Source organism: Marinibacterium profundimaris, assembly GCF_002210095.1.
Classification (GTDB): domain Bacteria; phylum Pseudomonadota; class Alphaproteobacteria; order Rhodobacterales; family Rhodobacteraceae; genus Marinibacterium; species Marinibacterium profundimaris.
The window spans coordinates 154,882-177,225 of record NZ_AQQR01000005.1; the positions used below are offsets into that span (position 1 = coordinate 154,882).

Consider the following 22,344-nt stretch of genomic DNA (forward strand, 5'->3'; position numbering starts at 1 on the left):
CCCATGGACTGCTACAGACCTGGTGCCCCTTCGACCGTATCGAGGAGGCCCGCATGGCGACCAAGGCATCCCGCGCCGCTGCCCGGCTGATGATCTCTCCCTCCGTATTGCTGCTGCTTGGATGGATGATCGTACCGCTGAGCATGACGCTCTACTTCTCATTCCTGCGCTACAACCTGATCATGCCGGGCGACAATCCCTTCGTGGGATGGGAGAACTACTACTGGTTCTTCACCGACCCCAGCTTCAAGGACGCGATGATCAACACGCTGCTGCTGGTGGGCGGCGTGCTGCTGATCACCGTCATCGGCGGGACGCTCTTCGCGCTGCTGCTGGATCAGCCGATGTGGGGGCAGGGGATCATCCGGATCATGGTGATCGCGCCCTTCTTCGTGATGCCGACGGTCTCGGGCCTTGTCTGGAAGAACATGTTCATGAATCCGGTGAACGGGATCTTCGGACACCTGGCCTCCAGCCTCGGGCTGCAACCTCTGGATTTCTTCAGCCAGATCCCGCTCTTGTCGATCATCCTGATCGTCAGCTGGCAATGGCTGCCCTTCGCCACGCTGATCCTGCTGACCGCGCTGCAATCGCTGGACCAGGAACAGCTTGAGGCCGCCGAGATGGACGGGGCCAGCTGGGCCAGCCGCTTCTGGTACATCATGCTGCCGCACCTGGCCCGCGCCATCACGGTGGTGATCCTGATCCAGACGATCTTCCTGCTGTCGATCTTCGCCGAGATCCTGGTGACAACCAACGGCGGCCCCGGCACGGCGACAACCAACCTGACCTACCTGATCTACGTCTCGTCCCTGCTGCAATACGACGTGGGCATGGGGTCCGCGGGGGGCGTGATCGCCATCATCCTGGCCAATATCGTCGCGATCTTCCTGATGCGGATGATCGGCAAGAACCTGGACGCCTGAGGAGGACATCATGGCACGCGCTGTCACCCCATCCCGCAAGGCCTTCACCACCGTCGTCGCCGGTCTGCTGGGCCTGATGATGTTCTTCCCGGTGCTCTGGATCTTCATCCTCTCGTTCAAATCCGAGGGCGACGCGATCAAGGCTCCGATGGAGATCCTGTTCAACACCGGCTGGACCACGGAAAGCTACGGCGCCGTGCAGGAGAGGTCGGATTACTTCAAGCACTTCTGGAACTCGGTCATCATCTCGGTCGGCTCCACGGTGCTGGGCCTGGCCGTCGCGATCCCGGCGGCCTGGGCCATGGCCTTTGTCCCCGGCAAGCGGACCAAGGACGTGCTGATGTGGATGCTGTCGACCAAGATGCTGCCGCCCGTCGGCGTGCTGGTGCCGATCTACCTGATCTTCCGCGACCTCGGGCTGCTCGACAGCCGCGTGGGTCTGGTCTTCGTGCTGATGATGATCAACCTGCCGATCATCATCTGGATGCTCTACACCTATTTCCGCGAAATCCCGGGCGAGATCCTGGAAGCCGCGCGGATGGACGGGGCGTCCCTGCGCAACGAAGTAATCTATGTCCTGACGCCGATGGCGGTGCCGGGCATGGCCTCGACCATGCTGCTGAATGTCATTCTCGCCTGGAACGAAGCCTTCTGGACGCTGAACCTGACGGCGGCCAATGCCGCGCCGCTCACGGCCTTCATCGCCAGCTACTCCAGCCCCGAAGGGCTGTTCTACGCCAAGCTCAGCGCCGCCTCGGTCATGGCGATCGCGCCGATCCTGATCATGGGCTGGTTCAGCCAGAAACAACTCGTCCGGGGCCTGACCTTCGGCGCGGTGAAATAGGGAGGTCACAATGGGACGCATTCAGCTCAAACAGGTCAAGAAGGCCTTTGGCGATGTGACGGTCATTCCGCCGCTGGACCTGGAAATCGAGGACGGGGAATTCGTCGTCTTCGTCGGCCCCTCCGGCTGCGGAAAGTCCACGCTGCTGCGCCTGATCGCCGGGCTCGAGGACGTGACCGGTGGCGTGATCGAGATCGACGGTGCGGATGCCACCGGCCTGCCGCCCGCCAAGCGCGGCCTTGCCATGGTGTTCCAGAGTTACGCCCTGTACCCGCACATGTCCGTGCGCAAGAACATCGCCTTCCCGATGAAGATGGCCGGGGTGCCGCAGGACGAGCAGGAGAAACGCATCAGCGACGCGGCGCGGGCGCTGAACCTGACCGATTACCTCGACCGGCGGCCGGGCCAGCTCTCGGGCGGTCAGCGCCAGCGTGTCGCGATCGGCCGCGCCATCGTGCGCGAGCCCTCGGCCTTCCTGTTTGACGAGCCGCTGTCGAACCTCGATGCGGCCCTGCGGGTGGGGATGCGGATGGAGATCTCGGAGCTGCACGAAAAGCTTGAAACCACCATGATCTACGTCACCCACGACCAGGTCGAGGCGATGACCATGGCCGACAAGATCGTCGTGCTGCAGGCCGGCGTGGTCGAGCAGGTCGGCACTCCGCTGGACCTGTATCGCGCGCCGCAGAACCGGTTTGTCGCAGGCTTCATCGGCTCGCCCAAGATGAACTTCATCGAAGGCCCGGAGGCTGCGAACCACGGCGCCCATGCCATCGGGATCCGGCCCGAGCACCTGGACGCCTCGACCGAAAGCGGCGCCTGGAAGGGCAGGGTGGGCGTGTCCGAACACCTGGGCTCCGACACGTTCCTGCATGTCCACGACACCGGGCTGGCCGAAACGATGACCGTCCGCGTGGACGGCGAATTCGGCCTGCATGCCGGCGATGACGTCTGGCTGACGCCGGACCCCGACAAGATCCACAAGTTCGACGCGAAAGGGCTGCGCATCACATGAAACGACTGGACGGAAAATCCGCCCTCATTACCGGCGCCGCCCGCGGCATCGGCAAGGGCTTCGCGGCCGCCTATCTCCGCGAAGGCGCGACGGTCGCAATCGGCGACATCAACATGGAGGCCGCCGAGGCCACCGCCGCCGAACTGGGCGAGGGCGCTTATGCCGTGCACCTGGACGTGACCAGCCAGGACAGCATCGGCGCGGGCATCGCCACGGTGGTGGACAAGGCCGGCAAGCTCGACATCCTGATCAACAACGCCGCGCTCTTCGACGCGGCCGAGACGGTCGACATCACGCGCGAAAGCTATGACAAGCTTTATTCCGTCAACGTCGCCGGCACGCTTTTCACCATGCAGGCGGCCGCGCGCCAGATGATCGCCCAGGGCCACGGCGGCAAGATCATCAATATGGCCAGCCAGGCTGGGCGTCGGGGCGAAAGCCTTGTGCTGGTCTATTGCTCGACCAAGGCGGCGGTGATTTCAATGACGCAATCCGCCGGGCTGAACCTGATCAAGCACGGGATCAACGTGAACGCCATCGCGCCCGGCGTGGTGGACGGCGAACACTGGGTCCACGTGGATGCGATGTTTGCCAAGCTTGAAGGCAAGGAACCGGGCCAGAAGAAACGCGAGGTCGAGGCCGGGGTGCCCGCGGGCCGCTATGCCACGCCCGAGGATCTTGCCGGCATGGCCGTCTTCCTGGCCTCGAAGGACTCCGACTACATCGTCTCGCAGACCTACAATGTCGATGGCGGGCAGTGGATGAGCTGAGCGCTCATCCCCTGTTCCAATCGCGGAGGCCCCCATGCCGATCCAGCTTTCCAACGCCACGCTGCCGGACCTGCCCGAGGAGGTCCGGCGCCCGGGCTATGATCGCGCCGCGCTGAGCCCGGGCATCGTCCATATCGGACTCGGCAATTTTCACCGCGCGCACCAGGCCTGGTACCTGCATCGGCTGATGGAGCAGGGCAAGGCGCTGGACTGGGCCATCATGGGGGCCGGTGTCCGCCCCAACGACGAGGCGCAGCGGCTCAAGCTTGCCGCGCAGGATTACATGACCACATTGATCGAGCTGGACCCGACGGGCCGCTCGGCCGAGGTGGTTGGGTCCATGATCGGTTATGTCCCGGTGGAGCAGGGCAACGGCCCGCTGATCGCCCAGATGCTCGACCCGGCGATTCGCATCGTCGGGCTGACCGTGACCGAGGGCGGCTATTACCTCGACCCGGCGACCAAGCGGTTCGATCCCGAACATCCCGACATCCGCCACGACATCGCCCATCTGGACACGCCGCGCACCGTCTTCGGCGCCATCGTCTCGGCGCTGGCCAGCCGGCGCGAGGCGGGCACGGGGCCCTTCACCTGCCTCAGCTGCGACAACCTGCCCGGCAATGGGCGGATCATGCGCGAGGTTATCGTCACCTTGGCGCAACTTGCCGATCCCGAGCTGGGCGCATGGATCGAGGCAAATGTCACCTTCCCCAATTCCATGGTCGATTGCATCGTCCCCGCCACCGGCCCGCGCGAGCTGGCCCTGGTGCGAGAGTTTGGCATTGCCGACCAGGTGCCGGTGACGCACGAGAACTTCCGCCAATGGGTGATCGAGGACGAATTCTGCGCCGGTCGCCCGCCCTGGGAAGAGGTCGGCGCCACGATCACCGACGATGTCCACGATTACGAGGCGATGAAGCTGAGGATCCTCAACGGTGGCCACCAGGTCATCGCCGCCCCGGCCGAGATCCTGGGGCTGGAGACGATCAGCCAGACGATGGAGCACCCGCTGATCCGGGGCCTGTTCCGCAAGATCGCGCTGGAAGAGGTGTCGCCACATCTTCACGCCGTCCCCGACATGACGCCCGAAGCCTATGTCGACCTGATCGACGAACGCTTCTCCAACCCGGCCATTGCCGACACGGTGCGCAGGGTGGCCTTTGACGGGTCGTCGCGCCACACCGGGGCTGTCGTGCCGGGGATCCACGACGCGGTGAAGGCCGGCACGCCGGTCAGCGGGCTCGCCCTGTCGCAGGCGCTCTGGGCGCGGATGTGCACCGGCCGGCGTGAGAACGGCAGCACGATCGAGCCCAACGACCCGGATTGGGACGACCTGCAGGCCGTCGCACAAGCAGCGCAGGACGACCCCGCTGCCTGGCTCGAACAGCGGCATTTCTACGGGTCGCTGGCCGATGATCCGGTGTTTGCCCCGGCCTTCGCCGCCTGGCTGCGGCAGATCTGGGACGAGGGCACCGAGGCCGCCCTGCGGTCCTACCTGACCTGAGGAATTCCAATGCAGGCGATTCTATTCCCCGAGCGCAACTCGGTCGACCTTGCCACACTGCCCGATCCGCGCCCCGGACCGGGCGAAGTTCTGGTGGCGGTGCGTGCCAGCGGCATCTGCCACACCGACATCGAGGTGCTGCGCGGCAATTACGGCACCTCGGCCTTCCCGGTGGTGCCGGGGCATGAATATGCCGGGGTGATCGAAGAGATCGGTGCAGGGGTCCAGGGGCTGGCGCCGGGCGACCGCGTGGCCGTGGACCCGAACGTGGAATGCGGCCGATGCGCCGCCTGCACGCGCGGCTGGGCGCATCTTTGCGAGGACCTGCGCGCCTATGGCGTCACCCAGAACGGCGGCTTTGCCGACCGCAGCGTGGTTCGCGCGGGCGCCGTGCACCCCATAGGCGACATGGCCTATGACAAAGCCGCCCTGGCCGAGCCGCTGGGCTGCGTGCTGAACGGTCTGGGTGCCGCGCGGGCAGAACAGGCGCGCAACGCGCTGATCATCGGCGCGGGACCGATCGGCCTGCTGCTGGCATTCGGGCTACGCGGTGTGGGCGTGACGGACATCACGCTTTCGGATCTAGAGCCGTCGCGGCTGGACCTGGCGCGCGAGCTGGGCTTTGGCACTGTCAGCGCGCGGGATCCGAACCCGGACCTGCGCCATGCCTTCGACCTTGCCATCGACGCCACCGGCGTTCCGGCCGTGGCCGCCGGGCTGATCGACCACGTGGCCAATGGCGGCACCGGGCTCTTCTTCGGTGTCTGTCCGTCTCAGGCGCGGATCGAGATCTCTCCGTTCGAGCTGTTCCGCCGCCAGGTCACGCTGGCCGGGTCGCATTCGCTGAACCACAACATTCCGCAGGCGCTGGATCTGCTGCGCGGGGCCGATGACAGCATCCTGCGGCTTGTCACCCACAGGCTGCCACTGGACGAGGTGGCCGGCGTCTTCCGGGGCAGCGCCCCGGCTGGCGGGCTGAAGATCCAGGCGGTCTGGCCCGGCGCCTGACGCGGCGCCGCGCGGGCCCGGTCAGAACCTCTGGCCCACGTAGATATAGGTCGTGAACGAATGCTCGTCGTTGTAGGCGGCATCGACGGCGAAATCGACCGGGAACTTCTTCGACACCCGATAGCGCAGGCCGATCCCGGCGGCGGAATGGGTGTCGGCATCGCCGATATGATTCATGTCTTCGGCCACCCGCCCCGCACCGGCAAAGACCGCATAGCCGAACCGGCTTTGCCCGACGCGCCCGCGCCAGGCCAGCTGCAGCGAAACCAGCGCGTTGTCGATGTATTCGGTCGAGGAAAAGCCGCGGAAACTGTCCGACCCGCCCAGCGAACAGGCGAGGTAGAAGGGCGTCTCCTTGTCCACGCCGCAGGCCGTCATCAGCCCGGCCAGCACGCTGTCGCGCCCGACGGGGGTATAATGGGCGTATTTGAAGAGCCCCCGCGTGAACTCCCGGTCGCTGCCCCCGAAGATATCGGCTGACAGCCCTTGGTGCGCGCCGCCCCAGCCGACCCGCAGCGTGCTGTCGACGCCGCTGGTCGGATAGATCGTGTCGTCGCGGGTGTCGTAGCCGATGGTCAGATCGGCGGTCAGCGAGGTAATTCCGAAATCGGGCCGAAGCTCGGGCGGTACCAGGGGCGGGTTCGGGCCAAGCTCGCTTTCGATGACGCCCAGATCGAAGCCCAGGGACCAGCTGTCGGACCATCGATAGGCGACGCCCAGCCGGCCCATCAGCCCGGTCTGCTCGATCGCGAAGGCGCGGCCGTCCTGGTAGAAATCGTAGTTCAGATCGGCGTCCCCGACGATGCCCTGGACCTTCCAGCGTCCCGCGCCGAAATTCGCGCTGCCACCGATCGCGTAGCCCTGGCTGCCGTTGTCGGTGCGGAAGGCCCCGATGCCGAAGCCCGAGGGATCCGAGCCCTTGTCGATGGTGAAGAGATAGGCCCCGCCAAGCGCGAGGCCGGTGCCGATGGTGGGGTTCCTGATCGGGATCGGCGCAAGGATGAAGGAGCCGTTGCGCAGCCCGGTCGCGGATTTCTCCTCGCCGATCTGGCTGGAGGGGACATCCGTCCCGAAGACGCCCTGTGCCATGGCGCCCGGGGCCGCCGGGAGCGCGGCAAGCCCGGCAAGGGCTATGGGGCCAAGAAGGGCCGAAAGGCGCGGTCCGGGGTGCTGCGTCATGGTCCATGAAACCTGCGGTGTCGGTAAGAGACTGCACGTGAACCTGCGCCCGATCAATGATAGCGGATGACGGTGCGCGACTTGGGGGCGATCTGTTGCAGGGGCTCCCGTGTCTGCGGGAGGGGGAAGCGCCGGGTGACTGCATGGCTGACGGGCTTGCGAGGCGTAATGTTATAACGTAACAGTATTCGGCGGCGCCACGGCCGCGTGTCGCCTGAGCCCACAAGGAGCGCATAGCCATGACCGATCCCCGCCTTCCCGTCACCGTCCTGTCCGGCTTCCTCGGGGCCGGCAAGACGACCCTGCTGAACCGCATTCTCAACAACCGCGAGGGCCGCCGCGTCGCGGTCATCGTCAACGACATGTCCGAGGTGAACATCGACGCCGACCTCGTGCGGGCCGACACCGAATTGTCGCGCACCGACGAGACGCTGGTCGAGATTTCGAACGGCTGCATCTGCTGCACCCTGCGTGACGACCTGCTGAACGAGGTCCGGCGGCTGGCCGCGGAGGGGCGGTTCGACTACCTGCTGATCGAATCCACCGGCATCTCCGAACCGCTGCCCGTGGCCGCCACCTTCGAGTTCCGCGACGAGGCCGGGCAGAGCCTGTCAGATGTCGCGCGGCTGGATACGATGGTGACGGTGGTGGACGCGGTGAACCTGCTGCGGGATTTCTCCAGCCACGACCTGCTGTCGGACCGGGGCGAGGTCATGGGCGAGGGGGACGAGCGGACGCTCGTGCACCTGCTCACCGACCAGGTGGAATTCGCCGACGTGGTGATCCTGAACAAGGTCACCGATGCCGGGCGTGACCGGGTCGACGCGGCGCGCAAGATCATCCGAAGCCTCAACGCCGACGCCGTGGTGATCGAGACCGATCATTCGAAGGTGACGCCTGCGGCGATCCTCGACACCGGGCTTTTCGATTTCGAACGGGCGCATGAGCATCCGATGTGGGCCAAGGAGCTTTACGGGTTTGCCGACCACGTGCCGGAGACCGAGGAATACGGCGTCACGTCATTTGTTTATCGCGCGCGGCGGCCCTTCGTGCCGGAGCGCATCAAGGCAGTGCTGGAGGGCGACATGCCGGGTGTGATCCGGGCCAAGGGGCATTTCTGGATCGCCACGCGGCCCGACTGGGTGGCCGAGTTCTCGCTGGCAGGCGCGCTGTCGAGCGTGGCGCCGCTGGGCACCTGGTGGGCGACGGTGCCGCAGGAGCGGCGGCCGGATCATCCGCAGGCACAAGAGTACATGGCCGCGCACTGGCAGGAGCCCTGGGGCGACCGGCGGCAGGAGATCGTGTTCATCGGAACGGGGATCGACTGGCCGGCACTGAAGGCGCGGCTGGACGCGGCGCTGCTGCCCGAGGGGCAGGGGGATACGGTCGAGGCGCTGCCGGATCTGCCCGATCCCTTCCCGGCCTGGCGGCGGGCATGAGCGGACGGTACGCGCGTGGCAGCGGCAACCTGGGCGAGACGCGGCTGAGACGGCGCCGGCGCCAGGGCGATCCGATGCGCAGCTTCGACGCGCTGCCCGGGCCGCTGCGGCGCTGGATGGCGGGGGCGGCGCTGCCCTGGTCGCCGGTGTCCTGTCGCCGGATCTGGGAGGCGGCGCGGGCGCGGGGCGACAGCGTGGAGGCGGCGCTGGACCGGCTCGACCGGGCGGAACGGGCGGCGCTGCTGCGCGGGGCGGGCCCCGGCGCCTGCGGCGACCGTGCCCACCCCGCGTGCCCTGAGAAGGAGGCGCGGGCCTGAAAGGGCATGGCCCGCCCCGATGCCCGCGCTGTCGGCGGAGGTCCGCCCGCGACGCAACTGAACGGATGTTCCTTTCGGGAAACCACCGACCTCCTCTTGCGGTCCCGGGCGATCTGGTCTGAACGTTGCGGGCAGTTGTTTCACGCAGGCATTTCCCGAAAGGACCGGACATGACCGATATCATTCGCCACGACACCAACACCCGCATGAGCCAGATCGTCGAGCATGGGCAGACCATCTACCTGGCCGGCCAGGTCGGAACGCCGGGCGCCTCGGTGGCGGAGCAGACGCAGGAGTGCCTCGACAAGGTCGATGCCCTTCTGTCGCGGGCCGGATCGGACCGGACACGGATTCTTCAGGCCGTGATCTGGATGGCCGACATGGCCGATTTCGCGGAAATGAACGGCGTCTGGGATGCCTGGGTCCCCGAGGGCCATGCCCCCGCGCGGGCCTGCGGGGAATCGCGTCTCGCGACCCCGGAGTACCTTGTCGAAGTCATTGTGACGGCAGCGAAAGCCTGATTTCGCCGCCGCGCAATTGCCGCAACCTCCGAGAATGCCACTGCCGTAGGGTTCGCCTTATAGGGCAAGCGGAGGATTGCCGCCTTTCCTCTACGTCCAGGGTTGCAAATGCTTGCAGGCTTGAGCAACGGGGATAGTCTCATTCCGTAGACAACAAGAAATGGTGCGTCAGAACGGGTGGAATTCAACCGCCCCGGCGCGTGTAACTAGGAGGTCCCGACCCATGAAACATACCCCGAAACTGGCCCTGGCAGCCCTGCTGTCCGGCACGTTCCTGAGCGGCGCCGCGCTGGCCGCCGGAACTCACCCCGAGACCGGCGAGCAGCTGGCCGACGACCAGACCTTCACCTACCGCGTGCTGGACGAGCTCAGCTCGCTCGACCCGCAGATCGTCGAGGACGTGATCGGTTCGGAATTCGCGCGTGACCTGTTCGAAGGGCTGATGAGCCAGGACGAGGACGGCAACCTGGTGCCGGGCGTGGCCACCGATTACGACGTCTCGGACGACAAGCTGACCTATACGTTCCACCTGCGCCCCGAAGCCGTCTGGTCCAACGGGGATCCGGTCACCGCCAGCGATTTCGTCTTCGCCTGGCGCCGTGCGGCCGACCCGGAGACCGCCTCGCCCTACCAGTGGTACATGGGCCTGATGTCCATCGCCAACGGCGAAGAGGTCATCGCAGGCGACCTGCCGCCCGAAGAGCTGGGCGTGCGCGCGGTCGACGATCACACGTTCGAGGTCACGCTGTCCTCGCCGCTGCCGTATTTCCCGCAGATGACCACGCATGCCACCACCTTCCCGGCGCCGCAGGCCGTGATCGAGGAGCACGGCAAGGAATGGACCCGTCCGGAGAACATCGTCTCCAATGGCGCCTACGTGCTGGAAGAGCACCTGCCCAACGAACGCTCCACCCGCGTCCGCAACGAGATGTACTGGGACAACGAGAACACGATCCTCGACAAGGTGGTGACGCTGGTCATCAACGACGAGAACGTGGCCCTGACCCGCTACATGGCCGGCGAGCTTGACCGGACCGAAGTGCCGGCCGGCCAGTTCCCGCGGCTGAAGGAGGAATACCCGGACGAGGCGATCAGCTTCCCGCGGCTCTGCAACTACTACTACACGTTCAACCTGTCCGACAGCGGCCCCGAGGCCTTCAAGGACGTGAACGTGCGCAAGGCGCTGGCGCTGGCCGTGGATCGCAAGATCATCACGGAAAACATCATGGCCGGCGGACAGCCCGAGGCCTATACCTTCACCCCCGAGGCCGTCGCCGGCTTTACCCCGCCGACCGTCGAAATGGCCGAGATGACCCAGGCCGAGCGGGACGAGATGGCGCGCGAACTGCTGGCCGAGGCCGGGTATGGCCCTGACAACCCGCTGTCCTTCGACATGGTCTACAACACCTCGGAAGCGCACCAGAAGGTCGCCGTCGCCCTGTCCCAGATGTGGAAACAGAAGCTGGGCGCCGAGGTCGAGCTGGCCAACATGGAATGGAAGGTTTTCCTGGAAGAGCGCGGCAACCAGAACTTCGAACTGGCCCGCGGCGCATGGTGCGGCGACTACAACGAAGCCTCGACCTTCCTCGACCTGCTGGACAGCGACAGCGGCTACAACGACGGCAAGTATTCCAACGAGGAATACGACGCGCTGCTGGAAAAGGCGAAGACGGCCGGTGACACCACCGATCTCTACACCTCGGCCGAGCAGATCCTGGCCGCCGACATGCCGGTCATCCCGATCTACCACTATGCGGGCGTCTACATGTTGGACAGCGACGTGGGCAACTGGCCCGTCAACAACGTCGAGCAGAACTGGTATTCGAAGAACCTGTACAAGATCGCCGAATAATCGGGGCGATCCCCAACCACGTCCGCTCCGTCCCCTGACCGGGGGCGGGGCGGCCGCTTTTCCGAGAACCCCCACATGTTTGCTTACATCGTCAAGCGTCTGCTGGGCGCGATACCGACCCTGTTGTTCCTGGTCGTCGCCGCCTTCTTCATGATGCACCTGGCCCCCGGCGGGCCCTTCACCTCCGAACGTCCGCTGCCGCCCGAAGTGCTCGCCAATATCGAGGCGCAGTACGGGCTTGACCAGCCGCTGTGGAAACAGCTCTGGGATTACGTGACCGGCATCGTGCTGCATTTCGATTTCGGCCCGTCCTTCCGCTACAAGGACCGCGATGTGAACGACATCATCGCCCAGGGCTTCCCGATCTCGCTGACCTACGGCACGCTTTCGTTCGTCGTCGCCACCCTGGTCGGTGTCAGCCTCGGGATCGCCGCCGCGATCCGGCACAATTCCTGGGTGGATTACTTCGCCGTCTCGCTGGGTATCGTGGCTCAGGCGCTGCCGAACTTCATCATGGGTCCGATCCTGATCCTGACCTTCACGCTCTGGCTGGGCCTGCTGCCCGGCGGCGGCTGGAACGGCGGACAGTGGGAATACCTTATCATGCCGGTGATCGCTCTCTCGACCTCCTACATGGGCAACATCGCGCGGCTGACGCGGTCCTCGATGCTGGAGGTGATGAATTCCAACTTCATTCGCACCGCCCGGGCCAAGGGCCTGCCGGCGCGCTCGGTGATCTGGCGCCACGCGATGAAGCCGACGCTGCTGCCGGTGATCTCCTACCTCGGGCCCGTCTTCGTCTATGTGCTGACAGGGTCGGTCTTCGTCGATCTCTATTTCTCGACCGGCGGGCTGGGCCAGTCCTACGTGAACTCGGCGCTGACCCGCGACTATGCGGTGCTGCTGGGGGTGACGATCCTTTACGGCGCGCTGACCATTCTCGTGAACCTTCTGACCGACCTGGCCTATGCCTGGTTCGATCCGAAGATCCGGTACTGAGGGGGCTGCCATGTTCGCAAAATCCGACAAGGCCGCCGATCTCGCCGGAGAGATCACCGACGCCAAGGCGATCAGAGGGCGTTCGCTCTGGCGCGACGCGCGCGACCGGTTCGTGCGCAACAAGGCCGCGATGGCCTGCGTCTTCGTGCTGGGTCTGATCGTTCTCTTCGTGATCTTCGGCCCGCTGCTGGCGCAATGGTCGAACGAGGAAATCGACTGGAACCGCATGGGCGACATCGCCCGCGACGGGCGCCCGTCGATCGAGAACGGCCATTACTTCGGCCTCGACGAGCTGGGCCGCGACCTTTACGCCCGGGTGATCCAGGCCACGCGCACCTCGCTTCTGGTCGGGCTGATCGGGGCGGCGATGGCGCTGCTGGTGGGCACGGCCTATGGCGTGCTGGCCGGGTTCTACGGCGGGCGGCTTGATGGCGCGATGATGCGTTTCGTCGACATCCTGCTGGCGATCCCGACGACGCTGATCATCATCCTGATCCTCGTGGTGGCCGGGCGGTCCTTCATCACGCTGTTCATCGCCCTGGGGGCGGTCAGCTGGCTGACCATGTCGCGCATCGTGCGCGCCCAGACGCTGGCACTGAAATCGCGCGAATTCATCGAGGCCGCACGCGCCGGGGGTGTTTCGGAATGGGCGATCATCACGCGGCATATCCTGCCAAACCTGCTGGGCGTGGTGATCGTCTATGCCTCGCTCCTGGTGCCCGAGATGATCCTGGCGGAGTCGTTCATCTCCTTCCTTGGCCTCGGCATCGCCGAGCCCAACACTTCTCTCGGGCGGCTCATTGCCGAGGGCGCCGGGACGATGGCCTATGGCACGCTCTGGCAGCTGCTTTTCCCGCTTTTCTTTTATGTCACCATCATCATAACGATGTTCTTCATCGGCGATGGGCTGCGTGACGCGCTTGATCCGAAGGACCGCTGACATGGCCGTTCTGACCGTGAAGGACCTGACCGTGGGCTTCGACACGCCCGATGGCAAGGTCGAGGCCGTCAAGGGCACCTCGTTCCATATCGAGGCCGGCGAATGCCTGGGCATCGTCGGTGAATCCGGGTCGGGCAAAAGCCAGACCTTCATGGCCGCCATGGGGCTGCTGCCGCCGAATGGCGTGGCCAGGGGATCCGTCCAGCTGGACGGGCGCGAAATCCTGAACCTGCCGGTGAACAAGCTGAACGCCATCCGGGGCGCGGATGTGGGCATGATCTTTCAGGATCCGCTGACCGCGCTGACCCCGCATCTGCGCGTGGGCGAGCAGATGGCCGAGGTGCTGAAGGTGCACCGCGGCATGACCGGATCGGCGGCGCGCAGGCTCTGCCTCGACTGGCTGGAGCGGGTGCGGATCCCGGCGGCCGAGCGTCGGCTGAAGCAATATCCGCACGAGCTGTCGGGCGGCATGCGCCAGCGGGTGATGATCGCCCAAGCGATGCTGTGCGAGCCGCGCCTGCTGATCGCGGACGAGCCGACGACGGCGCTGGACGTGACGGTGCAGGCCGAGGTGCTTGACCTGATCGCGGCGCTCCAGAAGGAGCACGGCACCGCCGTCGCGCTGATCACCCATGACATGGGCGTGGTGGCGCGGATGTGCGACCGGCTGGAGGTGATGCAATACGGCGAGGTGGTCGAGAGCGGCTCGGTCCACAAGATCTTCGCGGATGCCGATCATGCCTATACCCGCCGCCTGCTGGACGCGATGCCGCGCATCGACGACCGCGCCGCACCAGGGCCCCTGCCGGCGGAGACGCCGGCGCTGCTGGATGTCGACGACCTGCGCGTCGAATTCCCGGTGCGGCCCGAGTCGGGGTTCTTCCGCAAGCCGATCCCGCTGAAAGCGGTGAACGGGGTGAGCTTCTCGCTCGCGCGCGGCGAGACGCTGGGCATCGTGGGGGAATCCGGCTGCGGCAAGTCCACGCTGGCCCGTGCCGTGCTGCGGCTGATCGAGCCGACGGATGGCGATGTCACCTGGCTGGGCACGCCGCTGACGGAGCTGGACAAAAAGGCCCTGAAGAAGGAGCGCAAGGACCTTCAGATCGTCTTCCAGGACCCGCTGGCCTCGCTCGATCCGCGCATGACCATCGCGGCGTCGATCGCCGAGCCGCTGAAGACCTACCGCCCCGACATGACCGCCCGCGAACGGCGCGAGGCGGTGGCCGAGATGATGGCGCGCGTGGGCCTCGATCCGATCATGCAGAACCGCTATCCGCATGAGCTTTCGGGCGGGCAGAACCAGCGCGTCGGCATCGCAAGGGCGATGATCAATCGGCCCAAGCTGATCATCTGCGACGAGGCGGTCTCGGCGCTCGACGTGTCGATCCAGGCGCAGATCGTGAAGCTGCTGAAGGATCTGCAGGCCGAGTTCGGCATGTCCATGCTGTTCATCTCGCACGATCTTTCGGTGGTGCGCGAGATTTCGAACCGGATCATGGTGCTGTATCTGGGCCGCATCGTCGAGATGGGCGATGGCGACACGATCTGCGCCCAGCCACTACATCCCTACACGCAGTCGCTGATCTCGGCCGTGCCGATCCCGGATCCGGAGAAAGAACGTGCCCGCGACCGGATCCGCATCCCCGGAGAGCTGCCCTCGCCGCTGGATCTGCGCGCGGCGCTGCGGTTCATGCCGTCGAAACTGGCGGCGGGGCAGGAGGATTACGTGCCGAAGCTGGACCAGGTCTCGCCCGGGCACTGGGTGGCAGAGCACGATCCGCTGGAGAAGATCCTGTCGCAGCAGGCCCCGGCCTGAGGTCAAGATGAAGAAGGCTCAGGCATTCGCCTGAGCCTGGGGTATCGGTGGCTCAAGCCTGCGGCTTGAGCCTGGTGGCCCCTGGCCGGCGGTTCACCCCGAAGAGCGCATCCGCTCTTGGGCTTCCGGCATCACGGCGGCGAGCGCCTCTGCCAGGGGCTGGGGCTGTTCCATCGTGATGCCGTGCCCGGCCTCGGGGATCGCGACCAGCGGCAGGGGATGGGCACAGGCGGCGTGGAACCTTGCGGCCATCTCCTCGGGACAGATCGAGGATTTCGCGCCCCGGATGACCTGCACCGGGCAGTCCAGCCCGGCCAGATCGCCCGTCATGTCGATATCGGTGCCCAGGATCGCCTCGATCCCGCGGACCACGGGGACCTTCCAGGTGGCGCCGTCGTGTTTGGCGGCAGCGCGGAAATAGGTGTCGAGCAGGTCCTCGTCGGCGAAGGGATCCGTGCCGGTGACCAGCTGCACCAGCCCCTTCACGTTGGCCGCGCCCTTTCGCATCCCGGCGACATGGGCGAACAGCCGGTCTCGCACGTTGGGGGCGTGATCGTCGGCTGTGTCCAGCAGGGTCAGCCCCTGCACCGGCACCGCGCCGCGTTTCGCCAGCCCGATCGCCACCTTGGCGCCGGCGGAATGGCCCACCAGCCACATCGGGGTCGCGGCGAAATCCGCCAGAGCGCCGGCGATGCGCTCGGCGACCGCATCGCTCTTCATCTCGCGGCGCGACACCGGGGCGCTGTCGCCGTGGCCGGGAAGATCGAGCGCGATGAACGTCGGCCGTGCCCCCGGCCAGCGATCGACCAGCGGCGCCCAGATCCAGCTGCAATCGCCCATCCCGTGGATCAGCAGGACCGCCTGGTCGGTGTCGCCGTCCCAGATGCGCAAAGTCAGACCATCGTCTTCACCGATGCGAAGGATGCGGGGCTGTGTCTCGGACATGGGGGCTTCACCTGATTGATAGTGGGCCCGGGCGTGCGCGCCCGCCCGGGTCGGTAAAGGGCTTCGATATCTATGCGATACCGATGCCGCAGTGCAGCGAAAAAATCAAGCAAAGGATGCCGCGTTGCGACAATCGACCGGACCAAGCCGACGGTTTTCGACCCTCTTCCTTTCGCCTGCCGGGTTTTTCAGCCCCGCAGGCAGGGCGCCGGCTCAGGCCAGCCGCATCTGGCCGGGGGCCACGGGCACCAGCAATTCGGCCCCGGTGGCGGCGCGGACGTCATCAACCGAAAGCCCTTCGGCCACCTCGCGCAGCACAAGGCCGTCCTCCGTGGGTTCGATCACCGCCATCTCGGTCACGATCAGGTCGACCCGGCGCAGGGCGGTCAGGGGCAGGGTGCAATCCGGCACGATCTTGGGTGCGCCCTTTGCGGTGTGGACCATGGCCACCACCACTTTGCGCGCGCCGGCCACCAGGTCCATCGCGCCGCCCATGCCCGGGACCATCTTGCCCGGCACCATCCAGTTCGCGAGATGCCCGTGAGAATCCACCTGCAGCCCGCCCAGCACCGTCATGTCCAGGTGCCCGCCCCGGATCAGCCCGAAGCTCATCGCGCTGTCGATCGAGGCCGCGCCGGGCACCGCCGTCACGAACCCGCCGCCGGCATCTGTCAGGTCCGGGTCCTCCATCCCTTCGGGCGGGCGCGCGCCAAGGCCGATCACGCCGTTCTCGGCCTGGAAGAAGACATGCACATCATCAGGCAGGTAATTCGCCACCAACGAGGGCAACCCGATGCCGAGGTTCACCAGCGTGTCGCGCTCGACCTCAAGCGCCACGCGGCGCGCGATGCGTTCCTTGTCGTTCATGACGGGGCCCTTTCCAGCAGGTGGTCGACGAGGATGCCGGGGGTCTTGACCGCGTCCGGCGGTATGACACCGACCGGCACGATCGAGCGCGGCTCGGCGATGACCACATCGGCGGCCAGCGCGATGATCGGGTTGAAGTTGTGCGCGGTCAGCGAATATTCGAGATTGCCGACGTAATCGGCCTGGTGACAGCCGACCAGCGCGAAATCCCCGCGCAGGGGCGTCTCAAGCAGGTAGGTCTTGCCGTCGACCTCGATCTGTCTCTTGCCGTCTGCGACCGGCGTGCCCAGCCCCGTGGCCGTCAGCACGCCGCCCAGCCCCACGCCGCCAGCACGAATGCGTTCGATCAGCGTGCCCTGGGGGACCAGTTCGACCTCCAGCTCGCCGGCGATCATCTGCGCCTGCGTCTCGGGGTTCAGCCCGATATGCGAGGCCACGACACGGCGGACCGCGCGGGCCGTGATCAGCTTGCCGATGCCGCGGCCCGGCATGGCGGTGTCATTGGCGATGATCGTCAGGTCCTTGCGCTCGGCCGCGACCAGCGCGTCGATCAGGCGATGCGGAGACCCCACCGCCATGAAGCCGCCGATCAGCAGCGTCGCGCCGTCGGGAATCAGGGCGGCCGCCTCGGCCGGGGAAATGGCCACTTTCATGGGATTCGCAACCTCCGTCGCAAGTTTCTGCACCTGCACAATAGACTGGCAGGTCTTTTCTACAAAGCTGCGACAAGCTGCCGGCGACGCCTTGCGGTAAAAGGCCTTCCTTGACCCGTTCCCATTAGCGCGGTTGTTACAGAGCTGTGCTGCACTGCAGATAACACAGGAGACGCCCATGTTCTCGCTCGACGGAACCACTGCTCTCGTCATCGGCATCGCCAATGCAAACTCCATCGCCTACGGCTGTGCCGCCGCCTTGAAAGCGCAGGGCGCGAAACTGGCGGTCACCTACCTCAACGAAAAGGCCCGGCCCCATGTCGAACCCCTGGCCGAGCGGCTGGGGGCCGAGATTTTCCTGCCGCTCGACGTGCGGGATGAGGCGCAGGCCGATGCGCTCTTCGACGAGATCACCGAGACATGGGGGCGGCTGGACACTCTGCTGCACTCGATCGCCTTTGCCCCGCGAGAGGACCTTCACGGCCGGGTGGTGGATTGTTCGGCCCATGGCTTCGGGCTGGCGATGGATATCTCGGTTCATTCCTTCCTGCGGATGATCCGCCGGGCCGAGCCGCTGATGCCGCAGGGCGGGACCTGCATGACCGTGTCCTTCCAGGGCTCGGAAAAGGTCGTCGAGCATTACAACCTGATGGGCCCGGTCAAGGCCGCGCTGGAGGCCAGCGTCCGCTACGCCGCGGCCGAGCTGGGGCCAAAGGGCATCTCGGTCCATGCGCTGTCGCCGGGGCCGCTGAAGACGCGGGCCGCCTCGGGTATCGCCGAATTCGACGAGCTGCTTGAGGCCGCCGCTGCCCGCGCGCCCACCCATCACCTGGCCACGATCGAGGATGTCGGCGCCTATTGCGCCTTTCTCGCCAGCCGCGAGGCCGCGAACGTGACCGGTGGGGTTCACCTGATCGACGGAGGATATGGCATTGTCGCCTGAACGTTCCGACACTTTCGACGCCGCAGAGCTGACCGCCGCCCCGATGGAGGCGCTGCAGCGCCGCCTTGAAGCAAGGTCCGAGCGGCTGGCCCGTTCGGGCGCGCTGATGGATCTGCTGATGCGGACCTCGGCGATGCATTCCGAGGCGATCTCGCGCACCCATGGCAAGCGCAGCAAGGCCAGTTTCGACCGGATGTCCGAGATCATCGACGGCATGACCCCCGACACGATCCTGGACGCCTGGCGCGCCTATGTGGTGGACGCGGCGCAGCGCGCGGTGCTGACGATGGATACGCTGCGCGAACGGGGCGATATCTTTCTGGAGCACGAGGCGGCCGGCTGCCCGCCGGTTCTGATCTATGATTACGAGGTCGTGCTTGACGGCGCCGACCTGCCGCGGCCCAGCAACTACGTGCTGCTGCGCATCATCCCGCCCGAAGGCGTCGAGGTCCGGCAGGACAAACGCCCTTACATCATCATCGACCCGCGCGCGGGCCACGGCGGCGGCATCGGCGGCTTCAAGCCCGACAGCCAGGTGGGCGTCGCGCTGAAGGACGGGCACCCGGTTTATTTCGTCAACTTCAAGCGCGACCCGGAGCCGGGCCAGGTTCTGGCCGACGTGACGCGGTCCGAGGCCGCCTTTGTCCGCAAGGTGATGGAGCTGCATCCCGACAGCCCCAAGCCCGTGGTCACCGGCAATTGCCAGGGCGGCTGGGCCACGCTGCTTCTGGCGGCGACAAACCGCGATATCGTCGGCCCCATCGTGCTGAACGGTGCGCCGGTGGCGCCCTGGTCGGGCGAGGTGGGCAAGAACCCGATGCGCTACAACGCGGGCGTCCTGGGCGGCACCTGGATCCCGATGTTCCTGTCGGACCTGGGCGGCGGCGTCTTCGACGGGGCCAACCTGGTGATGAACTTCGAGATGCTGAACCCCAGCCGGACCATGTTCCGCAAGTACACCGACCTTTACGAGACGGTGGACGACGGGCGCGAACGCTTCCTGGAGTTCGAACGCTGGTGGGGCGGCTATTTCCTGATGAACGAGGCCGAGATCCGCTGGATCGTGGAAAACCTCTTTGTCGGCAACAAGCTCACGCGCAACATGGCCCAGCTGGAGCCGGGCCGCTCCGTCGACGTCAGCAAGGTCGAGGCGCCGATCATCGTCTTTGCCAGCCACGGCGACAACATCACCCCGCCGCAGCAGGCGCTGAACTGGATCATCGACAGCTACACCGACGAGCAGGAGATCCAGATCCGGGGCCAGCGCATCGTCTACATGGTCCATGAAGAGGTCGGGCATCTGGGCATCTTTGTCTCCTCCTCGATCGCGAAGAAGGAACATACCGAGGTCACCTCGACCCTGAAGACGATCGAGGCGCTGGCACCGGGCCTGTACGAGATGAAGATCGACAAGGTCGAGGGGGAGGGGCAGGACAAGTCCTTCCTCGTCAGCTTCCACGCCCGCACCTTCGACGATATCCGCGCGGTGGACGACGGGCGCTCGGACGAACGCCCCTTCGCCGCCGTGGCCCGGTTCTCGGAGATCCAGGCCGAGCTTTACGACATCGCGATGCGGCCCTTCGTGAAATCCATGGTCACGCCGGAAAGCGCCAAGGCGCTGCGTCGCTTCCATCCCATGCGCTTCCAGCGCGAGCTGATGTCGAGCGCGAACCCCTGGATGCAGATGGCCACCGCCTTCGCCGCGACGGTAAAGGAGCGCCGGCAGAGGGCCGAGCCCGACAACCCCTTCGTGCAGCTGGAAAAGACCTGGTTCGAGCTGGTCGGCCAGCTGATCGACATGGGCCGCGACGTGCGCGACGCGGGATACGAGGAGACCTTCTTTGCGCTTTGGGGGACGCCCTGGGCGGACCGCTTCGGCGCACCGCGCTATGCGGCACGGACGCTGAAGACCCACGAAGAACTGCGCGGCCTGCCGGCGGTCAAGACCGCGCTGCGCCAGATCGCGCGCGGGGGCTTTGTCGAGGCGGTGATCCGCATGCTGGTCCTGATGGCCGACAGCCGCCACAGCGTGCGCCGGGACCGGCTGGAACGGTCGGCCCGGGTGATGACGCAGGACGAACCGTTCAAATCCCTGACGATGGAATGCAAGGCGCAGATGATCCACGAACAGACGCTTGTCGCCACCTTCGAACCCGACCGCGCGCTGGAAACCCTGCCGGAGCTGCTGATCGAGCCGGAAGAGCGCCGGCTGGCCGTCGACGCCGTGTCCTTCATCGCCGGCCCCCTGGCCGAGATGGCGCCGCATACGGTGACGCTTCTGGAAAGTTTCCGAAAGACCCTTGGCCTGGAGGGCCAGCCGTCGGATGTTACCGAGGATCCCCTGGCGCACCTGACCGCCGGGGCGCCCCTGGTAACGGCCGCGGAATGAGAGCGGAATGAAACTCGAGAACAAGACCTACGACGAGCTGAGCGTCGGCGACTCCGCCACGCTCAAGCGCATCGCGCGCGAGGATGATTTCCTGATCTTCGCCAATGCCTCCGGCAACCATAACCCCCTGCACATCGCGGCCTATGACGGTGATGGAGACGGCCAGGCCGAGGCCATCGCGCCCTCGCTCTGGGTCGGCTCGCTGATCTCGGCGGTGCTGGGCAACGTGCTGCCAGGGCCGGGAACCGTCTACATGGGCCAGAGCTTTGCGTTCCATGGCAAGGTCGAGGCCGGAGACGAGCTGGAGGTCGCCGTCGAGGTGGCCGAGAAGATGCCCGGCGATTGCGTCCGGCTGGTCACCTCGGTGACGCGGCTGTCGGACGGCGTTAACGTCGTCACCGGCGAGGCCATCGTGCGGGCGCCCGCGCACAAGCTTGGCTTCGACGCGCTCGACGTGCCGGGGCTGGTGGTCCAGCGCCACCGCCATTTCGAGAAGCTGCTGGACCGGGTCACGGACCTGCCTGCGCTGGTCACTGCCGTGGTCGCCCCCGAAGAGCCCAATTCGCTGGGAGGCGCCCTGCTGGCGGGCGAGCGCAAGGTGATCTTGCCCATCCTTGTCGGCGCGGTCGAAAAGATCCGCGCCGCGGCCGAGATCCTGGGCCGCAGCCTCGACGGGATCGAGATCATCGACGAGCCCGATCACCGGAAGGCGGCGAACCTGGCCGTCGACCTGGTGGCCGATGGCCGGGCGGGGGCGCTGATGAAGGGGCACCTGCATACCGACGACCTGCTGCACGCGGCACTTCGCAAGGAACGCGGGCTGCGGGCCGGGCGGCGGTTCACCCATGTCTTCGTGATGGACGTGCCGGGGCTGGCGCATCCGTTGCTGGTCAGCGACGCAGCGGTTAACATCCAGCCGGACCTGAAGACCAAGGTCGACATCGTGCAGAACGCCATCGACGTGGCGATCTCGATCGGCATCGAGGAACCCAAGGTCGGCGTGCTGTCGGCGGTGGAGACGGTGAACCCCGACATGCCTTCGTCGATCGACGCGGCGCTGTTGTCGAAGATGGCCGAGCGCGGCCAGATCACCGGCGGGCTGGTCGACGGGCCACTGGCGATGGACAACGCCATGGACCTCGGCGCGGCCCGGACAAAGGGCATTCGGTCCCCCGTTGCCGGTCGGGCAGAGGTGCTGATCGTGCCGAATATCGACGCCGGCAACATGCTGGCCAAGCAGCTGGCCGTCGTCTCCCATGCCGAAGGGGCCGGGCTGGTGCTGGGGGCCTCGGTTCCGATCATCCTGACCTCGCGCGCCGATGACGACATGGCGCGCCTGGCCTCCTGCGCCGTCGCCGCCCTGCATTACGCGCGCACGAAACAGCCCTCGACGTTGTCCAAGGCGGCCGAGTGACAT

Annotated in this window: 20 protein-coding genes; 16 read left to right on the forward strand and 4 right to left on the reverse strand. The window is 66.3% G+C overall.

Translation table 11 applies throughout. The features are described from left to right. The first annotated feature begins 53 nt into the window (after nt 1-53). The 6 genes from ATO3_RS14375 to ATO3_RS14400 are packed head-to-tail and all read left to right on the forward strand — an operon-like array spanning nt 54 to nt 6,067. Nucleotides 54-926, forward strand: coding sequence for a carbohydrate ABC transporter permease (locus ATO3_RS14375; protein WP_088650565.1), 873 nt, complete (start codon nt 54-56; stop codon nt 924-926). Nucleotides 927-936: 10 nt separating this feature from the next. Next, the gene (locus tag ATO3_RS14380) at nt 937-1,770 is read left to right on the forward strand and encodes a carbohydrate ABC transporter permease (RefSeq protein WP_088650566.1); all 834 of its coding nucleotides are present in this window, start codon (nt 937-939) and stop codon (nt 1,768-1,770) included. Between the two features lie 10 nt (nt 1,771-1,780). Then, nucleotides 1,781-2,785 carry an ABC transporter ATP-binding protein gene (locus ATO3_RS14385; protein WP_088650567.1) on the forward strand — a complete coding sequence of 335 codons (1,005 nt, stop codon included), beginning with the start codon at nt 1,781-1,783 and terminating at the stop codon, nt 2,783-2,785. Then, on the forward strand, nt 2,782-3,555 hold the full coding sequence (locus tag ATO3_RS14390) for an L-iditol 2-dehydrogenase (RefSeq protein WP_088650568.1): 774 nt from the start codon (nt 2,782-2,784) through the stop codon (nt 3,553-3,555). The genes ATO3_RS14385 and ATO3_RS14390 overlap by 4 nt, the downstream gene beginning before the upstream one ends. A gap of 34 nt (nt 3,556-3,589) precedes the next feature. Beyond that, a complete protein-coding gene (locus ATO3_RS14395) occupies nt 3,590-5,059 on the forward strand; it encodes a mannitol dehydrogenase family protein (RefSeq protein ID WP_088650569.1) in 1,470 nt (489 codons plus the stop codon). Nucleotides 5,060-5,068: 9 nt separating this feature from the next. After that, nucleotides 5,069-6,067 (forward strand): alcohol dehydrogenase catalytic domain-containing protein, encoded by a 999-nt coding sequence (locus tag ATO3_RS14400; protein WP_088650570.1) that lies wholly within the window; start codon nt 5,069-5,071, stop codon nt 6,065-6,067. A gap of 21 nt (nt 6,068-6,088) precedes the next feature. Here ATO3_RS14400 and ATO3_RS14405 read toward each other — a convergent pair whose 3' ends face one another. After that, nucleotides 6,089-7,246 carry a BamA/TamA family outer membrane protein gene (locus ATO3_RS14405; protein WP_088650571.1) on the reverse strand — a complete coding sequence of 386 codons (1,158 nt, stop codon included), beginning with the start codon at nt 7,244-7,246 and terminating at the stop codon, nt 6,089-6,091. 239 nt (nt 7,247-7,485) lie between these two features. Here ATO3_RS14405 and ATO3_RS14410 point away from each other — a divergent pair, with 239 nt between their 5' ends. From ATO3_RS14410 to ATO3_RS14440, 7 genes are all read left to right on the forward strand, one after another. Continuing rightward, nucleotides 7,486-8,685, forward strand: a complete 1,200-nt coding sequence (locus ATO3_RS14410) for a GTP-binding protein (protein ID WP_088650572.1) — start codon at nt 7,486-7,488, stop codon at nt 8,683-8,685. After that, nucleotides 8,682-9,002 (forward strand): DUF6525 family protein, encoded by a 321-nt coding sequence (locus ATO3_RS14415; RefSeq protein ID WP_088650573.1) that lies wholly within the window; start codon nt 8,682-8,684, stop codon nt 9,000-9,002. Before ATO3_RS14410 ends, ATO3_RS14415 begins: the two co-directional genes overlap by 4 nt. Before the next feature lie 170 nt (nt 9,003-9,172). Further along, nucleotides 9,173-9,523, forward strand: a complete 351-nt coding sequence (locus tag ATO3_RS14420) for a RidA family protein (RefSeq protein WP_088650574.1) — start codon at nt 9,173-9,175, stop codon at nt 9,521-9,523. Nucleotides 9,524-9,746: 223 nt separating this feature from the next. After that, nucleotides 9,747-11,375 carry a peptide ABC transporter substrate-binding protein gene (locus tag ATO3_RS14425; protein WP_088650575.1) on the forward strand — a complete coding sequence of 543 codons (1,629 nt, stop codon included), beginning with the start codon at nt 9,747-9,749 and terminating at the stop codon, nt 11,373-11,375. Between the two features lie 75 nt (nt 11,376-11,450). Beyond that, on the forward strand, nt 11,451-12,374 hold the full coding sequence (gene oppB, locus ATO3_RS14430; RefSeq protein ID WP_088650576.1) for an oligopeptide ABC transporter permease OppB: 924 nt from the start codon (nt 11,451-11,453) through the stop codon (nt 12,372-12,374). A 10-nt stretch (nt 12,375-12,384) separates the two neighbouring features. Continuing rightward, nucleotides 12,385-13,314, forward strand: coding sequence for an ABC transporter permease subunit (locus tag ATO3_RS14435; RefSeq protein WP_088650577.1), 930 nt, complete (start codon nt 12,385-12,387; stop codon nt 13,312-13,314). 1 nt (nt 13,315) lies between these two features. Continuing rightward, on the forward strand, nt 13,316-15,130 hold the full coding sequence (locus ATO3_RS14440) for an ABC transporter ATP-binding protein (RefSeq protein ID WP_088650578.1): 1,815 nt from the start codon (nt 13,316-13,318) through the stop codon (nt 15,128-15,130). 93 nt (nt 15,131-15,223) lie between these two features. Here the strand turns inward: ATO3_RS14440 and ATO3_RS14445 are convergent, their stop codons facing one another. The 3 genes from ATO3_RS14445 to ATO3_RS14455 all read right to left on the reverse strand — a co-directional run bounded on the left by ATO3_RS14445 (nt 15,224) and on the right by ATO3_RS14455 (nt 17,595). After that, the gene (locus ATO3_RS14445; protein ID WP_088650579.1) at nt 15,224-16,075 is read right to left on the reverse strand and encodes an alpha/beta fold hydrolase; all 852 of its coding nucleotides are present in this window, start codon (nt 16,073-16,075) and stop codon (nt 15,224-15,226) included. Between the two features lie 213 nt (nt 16,076-16,288). Then, nucleotides 16,289-16,942: a 3-oxoacid CoA-transferase subunit B gene (locus tag ATO3_RS14450; RefSeq protein WP_088650580.1), complete on the reverse strand. Its 654-nt coding sequence runs from the start codon at nt 16,940-16,942 to the stop codon at nt 16,289-16,291. Next, a complete protein-coding gene (locus tag ATO3_RS14455) occupies nt 16,939-17,595 on the reverse strand; it encodes a CoA transferase subunit A (protein ID WP_088650728.1) in 657 nt (218 codons plus the stop codon). Before ATO3_RS14455 ends, ATO3_RS14450 begins: the two co-directional genes overlap by 4 nt. Before the next feature lie 178 nt (nt 17,596-17,773). On the opposite strand from ATO3_RS14455, the gene fabI reads away from it, so the two are divergent. From fabI to ATO3_RS14470, 3 genes are read left to right on the forward strand one after another with little or no spacing between them, the layout of a single operon-like run. Then, nucleotides 17,774-18,538, forward strand: a complete 765-nt coding sequence (gene fabI / locus ATO3_RS14460; protein ID WP_088650581.1) for an enoyl-ACP reductase FabI — start codon at nt 17,774-17,776, stop codon at nt 18,536-18,538. After that, nucleotides 18,528-20,927 carry a DUF3141 domain-containing protein gene (locus tag ATO3_RS14465; protein WP_233152152.1) on the forward strand — a complete coding sequence of 800 codons (2,400 nt, stop codon included), beginning with the start codon at nt 18,528-18,530 and terminating at the stop codon, nt 20,925-20,927. Before fabI ends, ATO3_RS14465 begins: the two co-directional genes overlap by 11 nt. A gap of 7 nt (nt 20,928-20,934) precedes the next feature. Continuing rightward, nucleotides 20,935-22,341, forward strand: a complete 1,407-nt coding sequence (locus ATO3_RS14470; RefSeq protein WP_088650582.1) for a bifunctional enoyl-CoA hydratase/phosphate acetyltransferase — start codon at nt 20,935-20,937, stop codon at nt 22,339-22,341. Nucleotides 22,342-22,344: the final 3 nt, after the last annotated feature.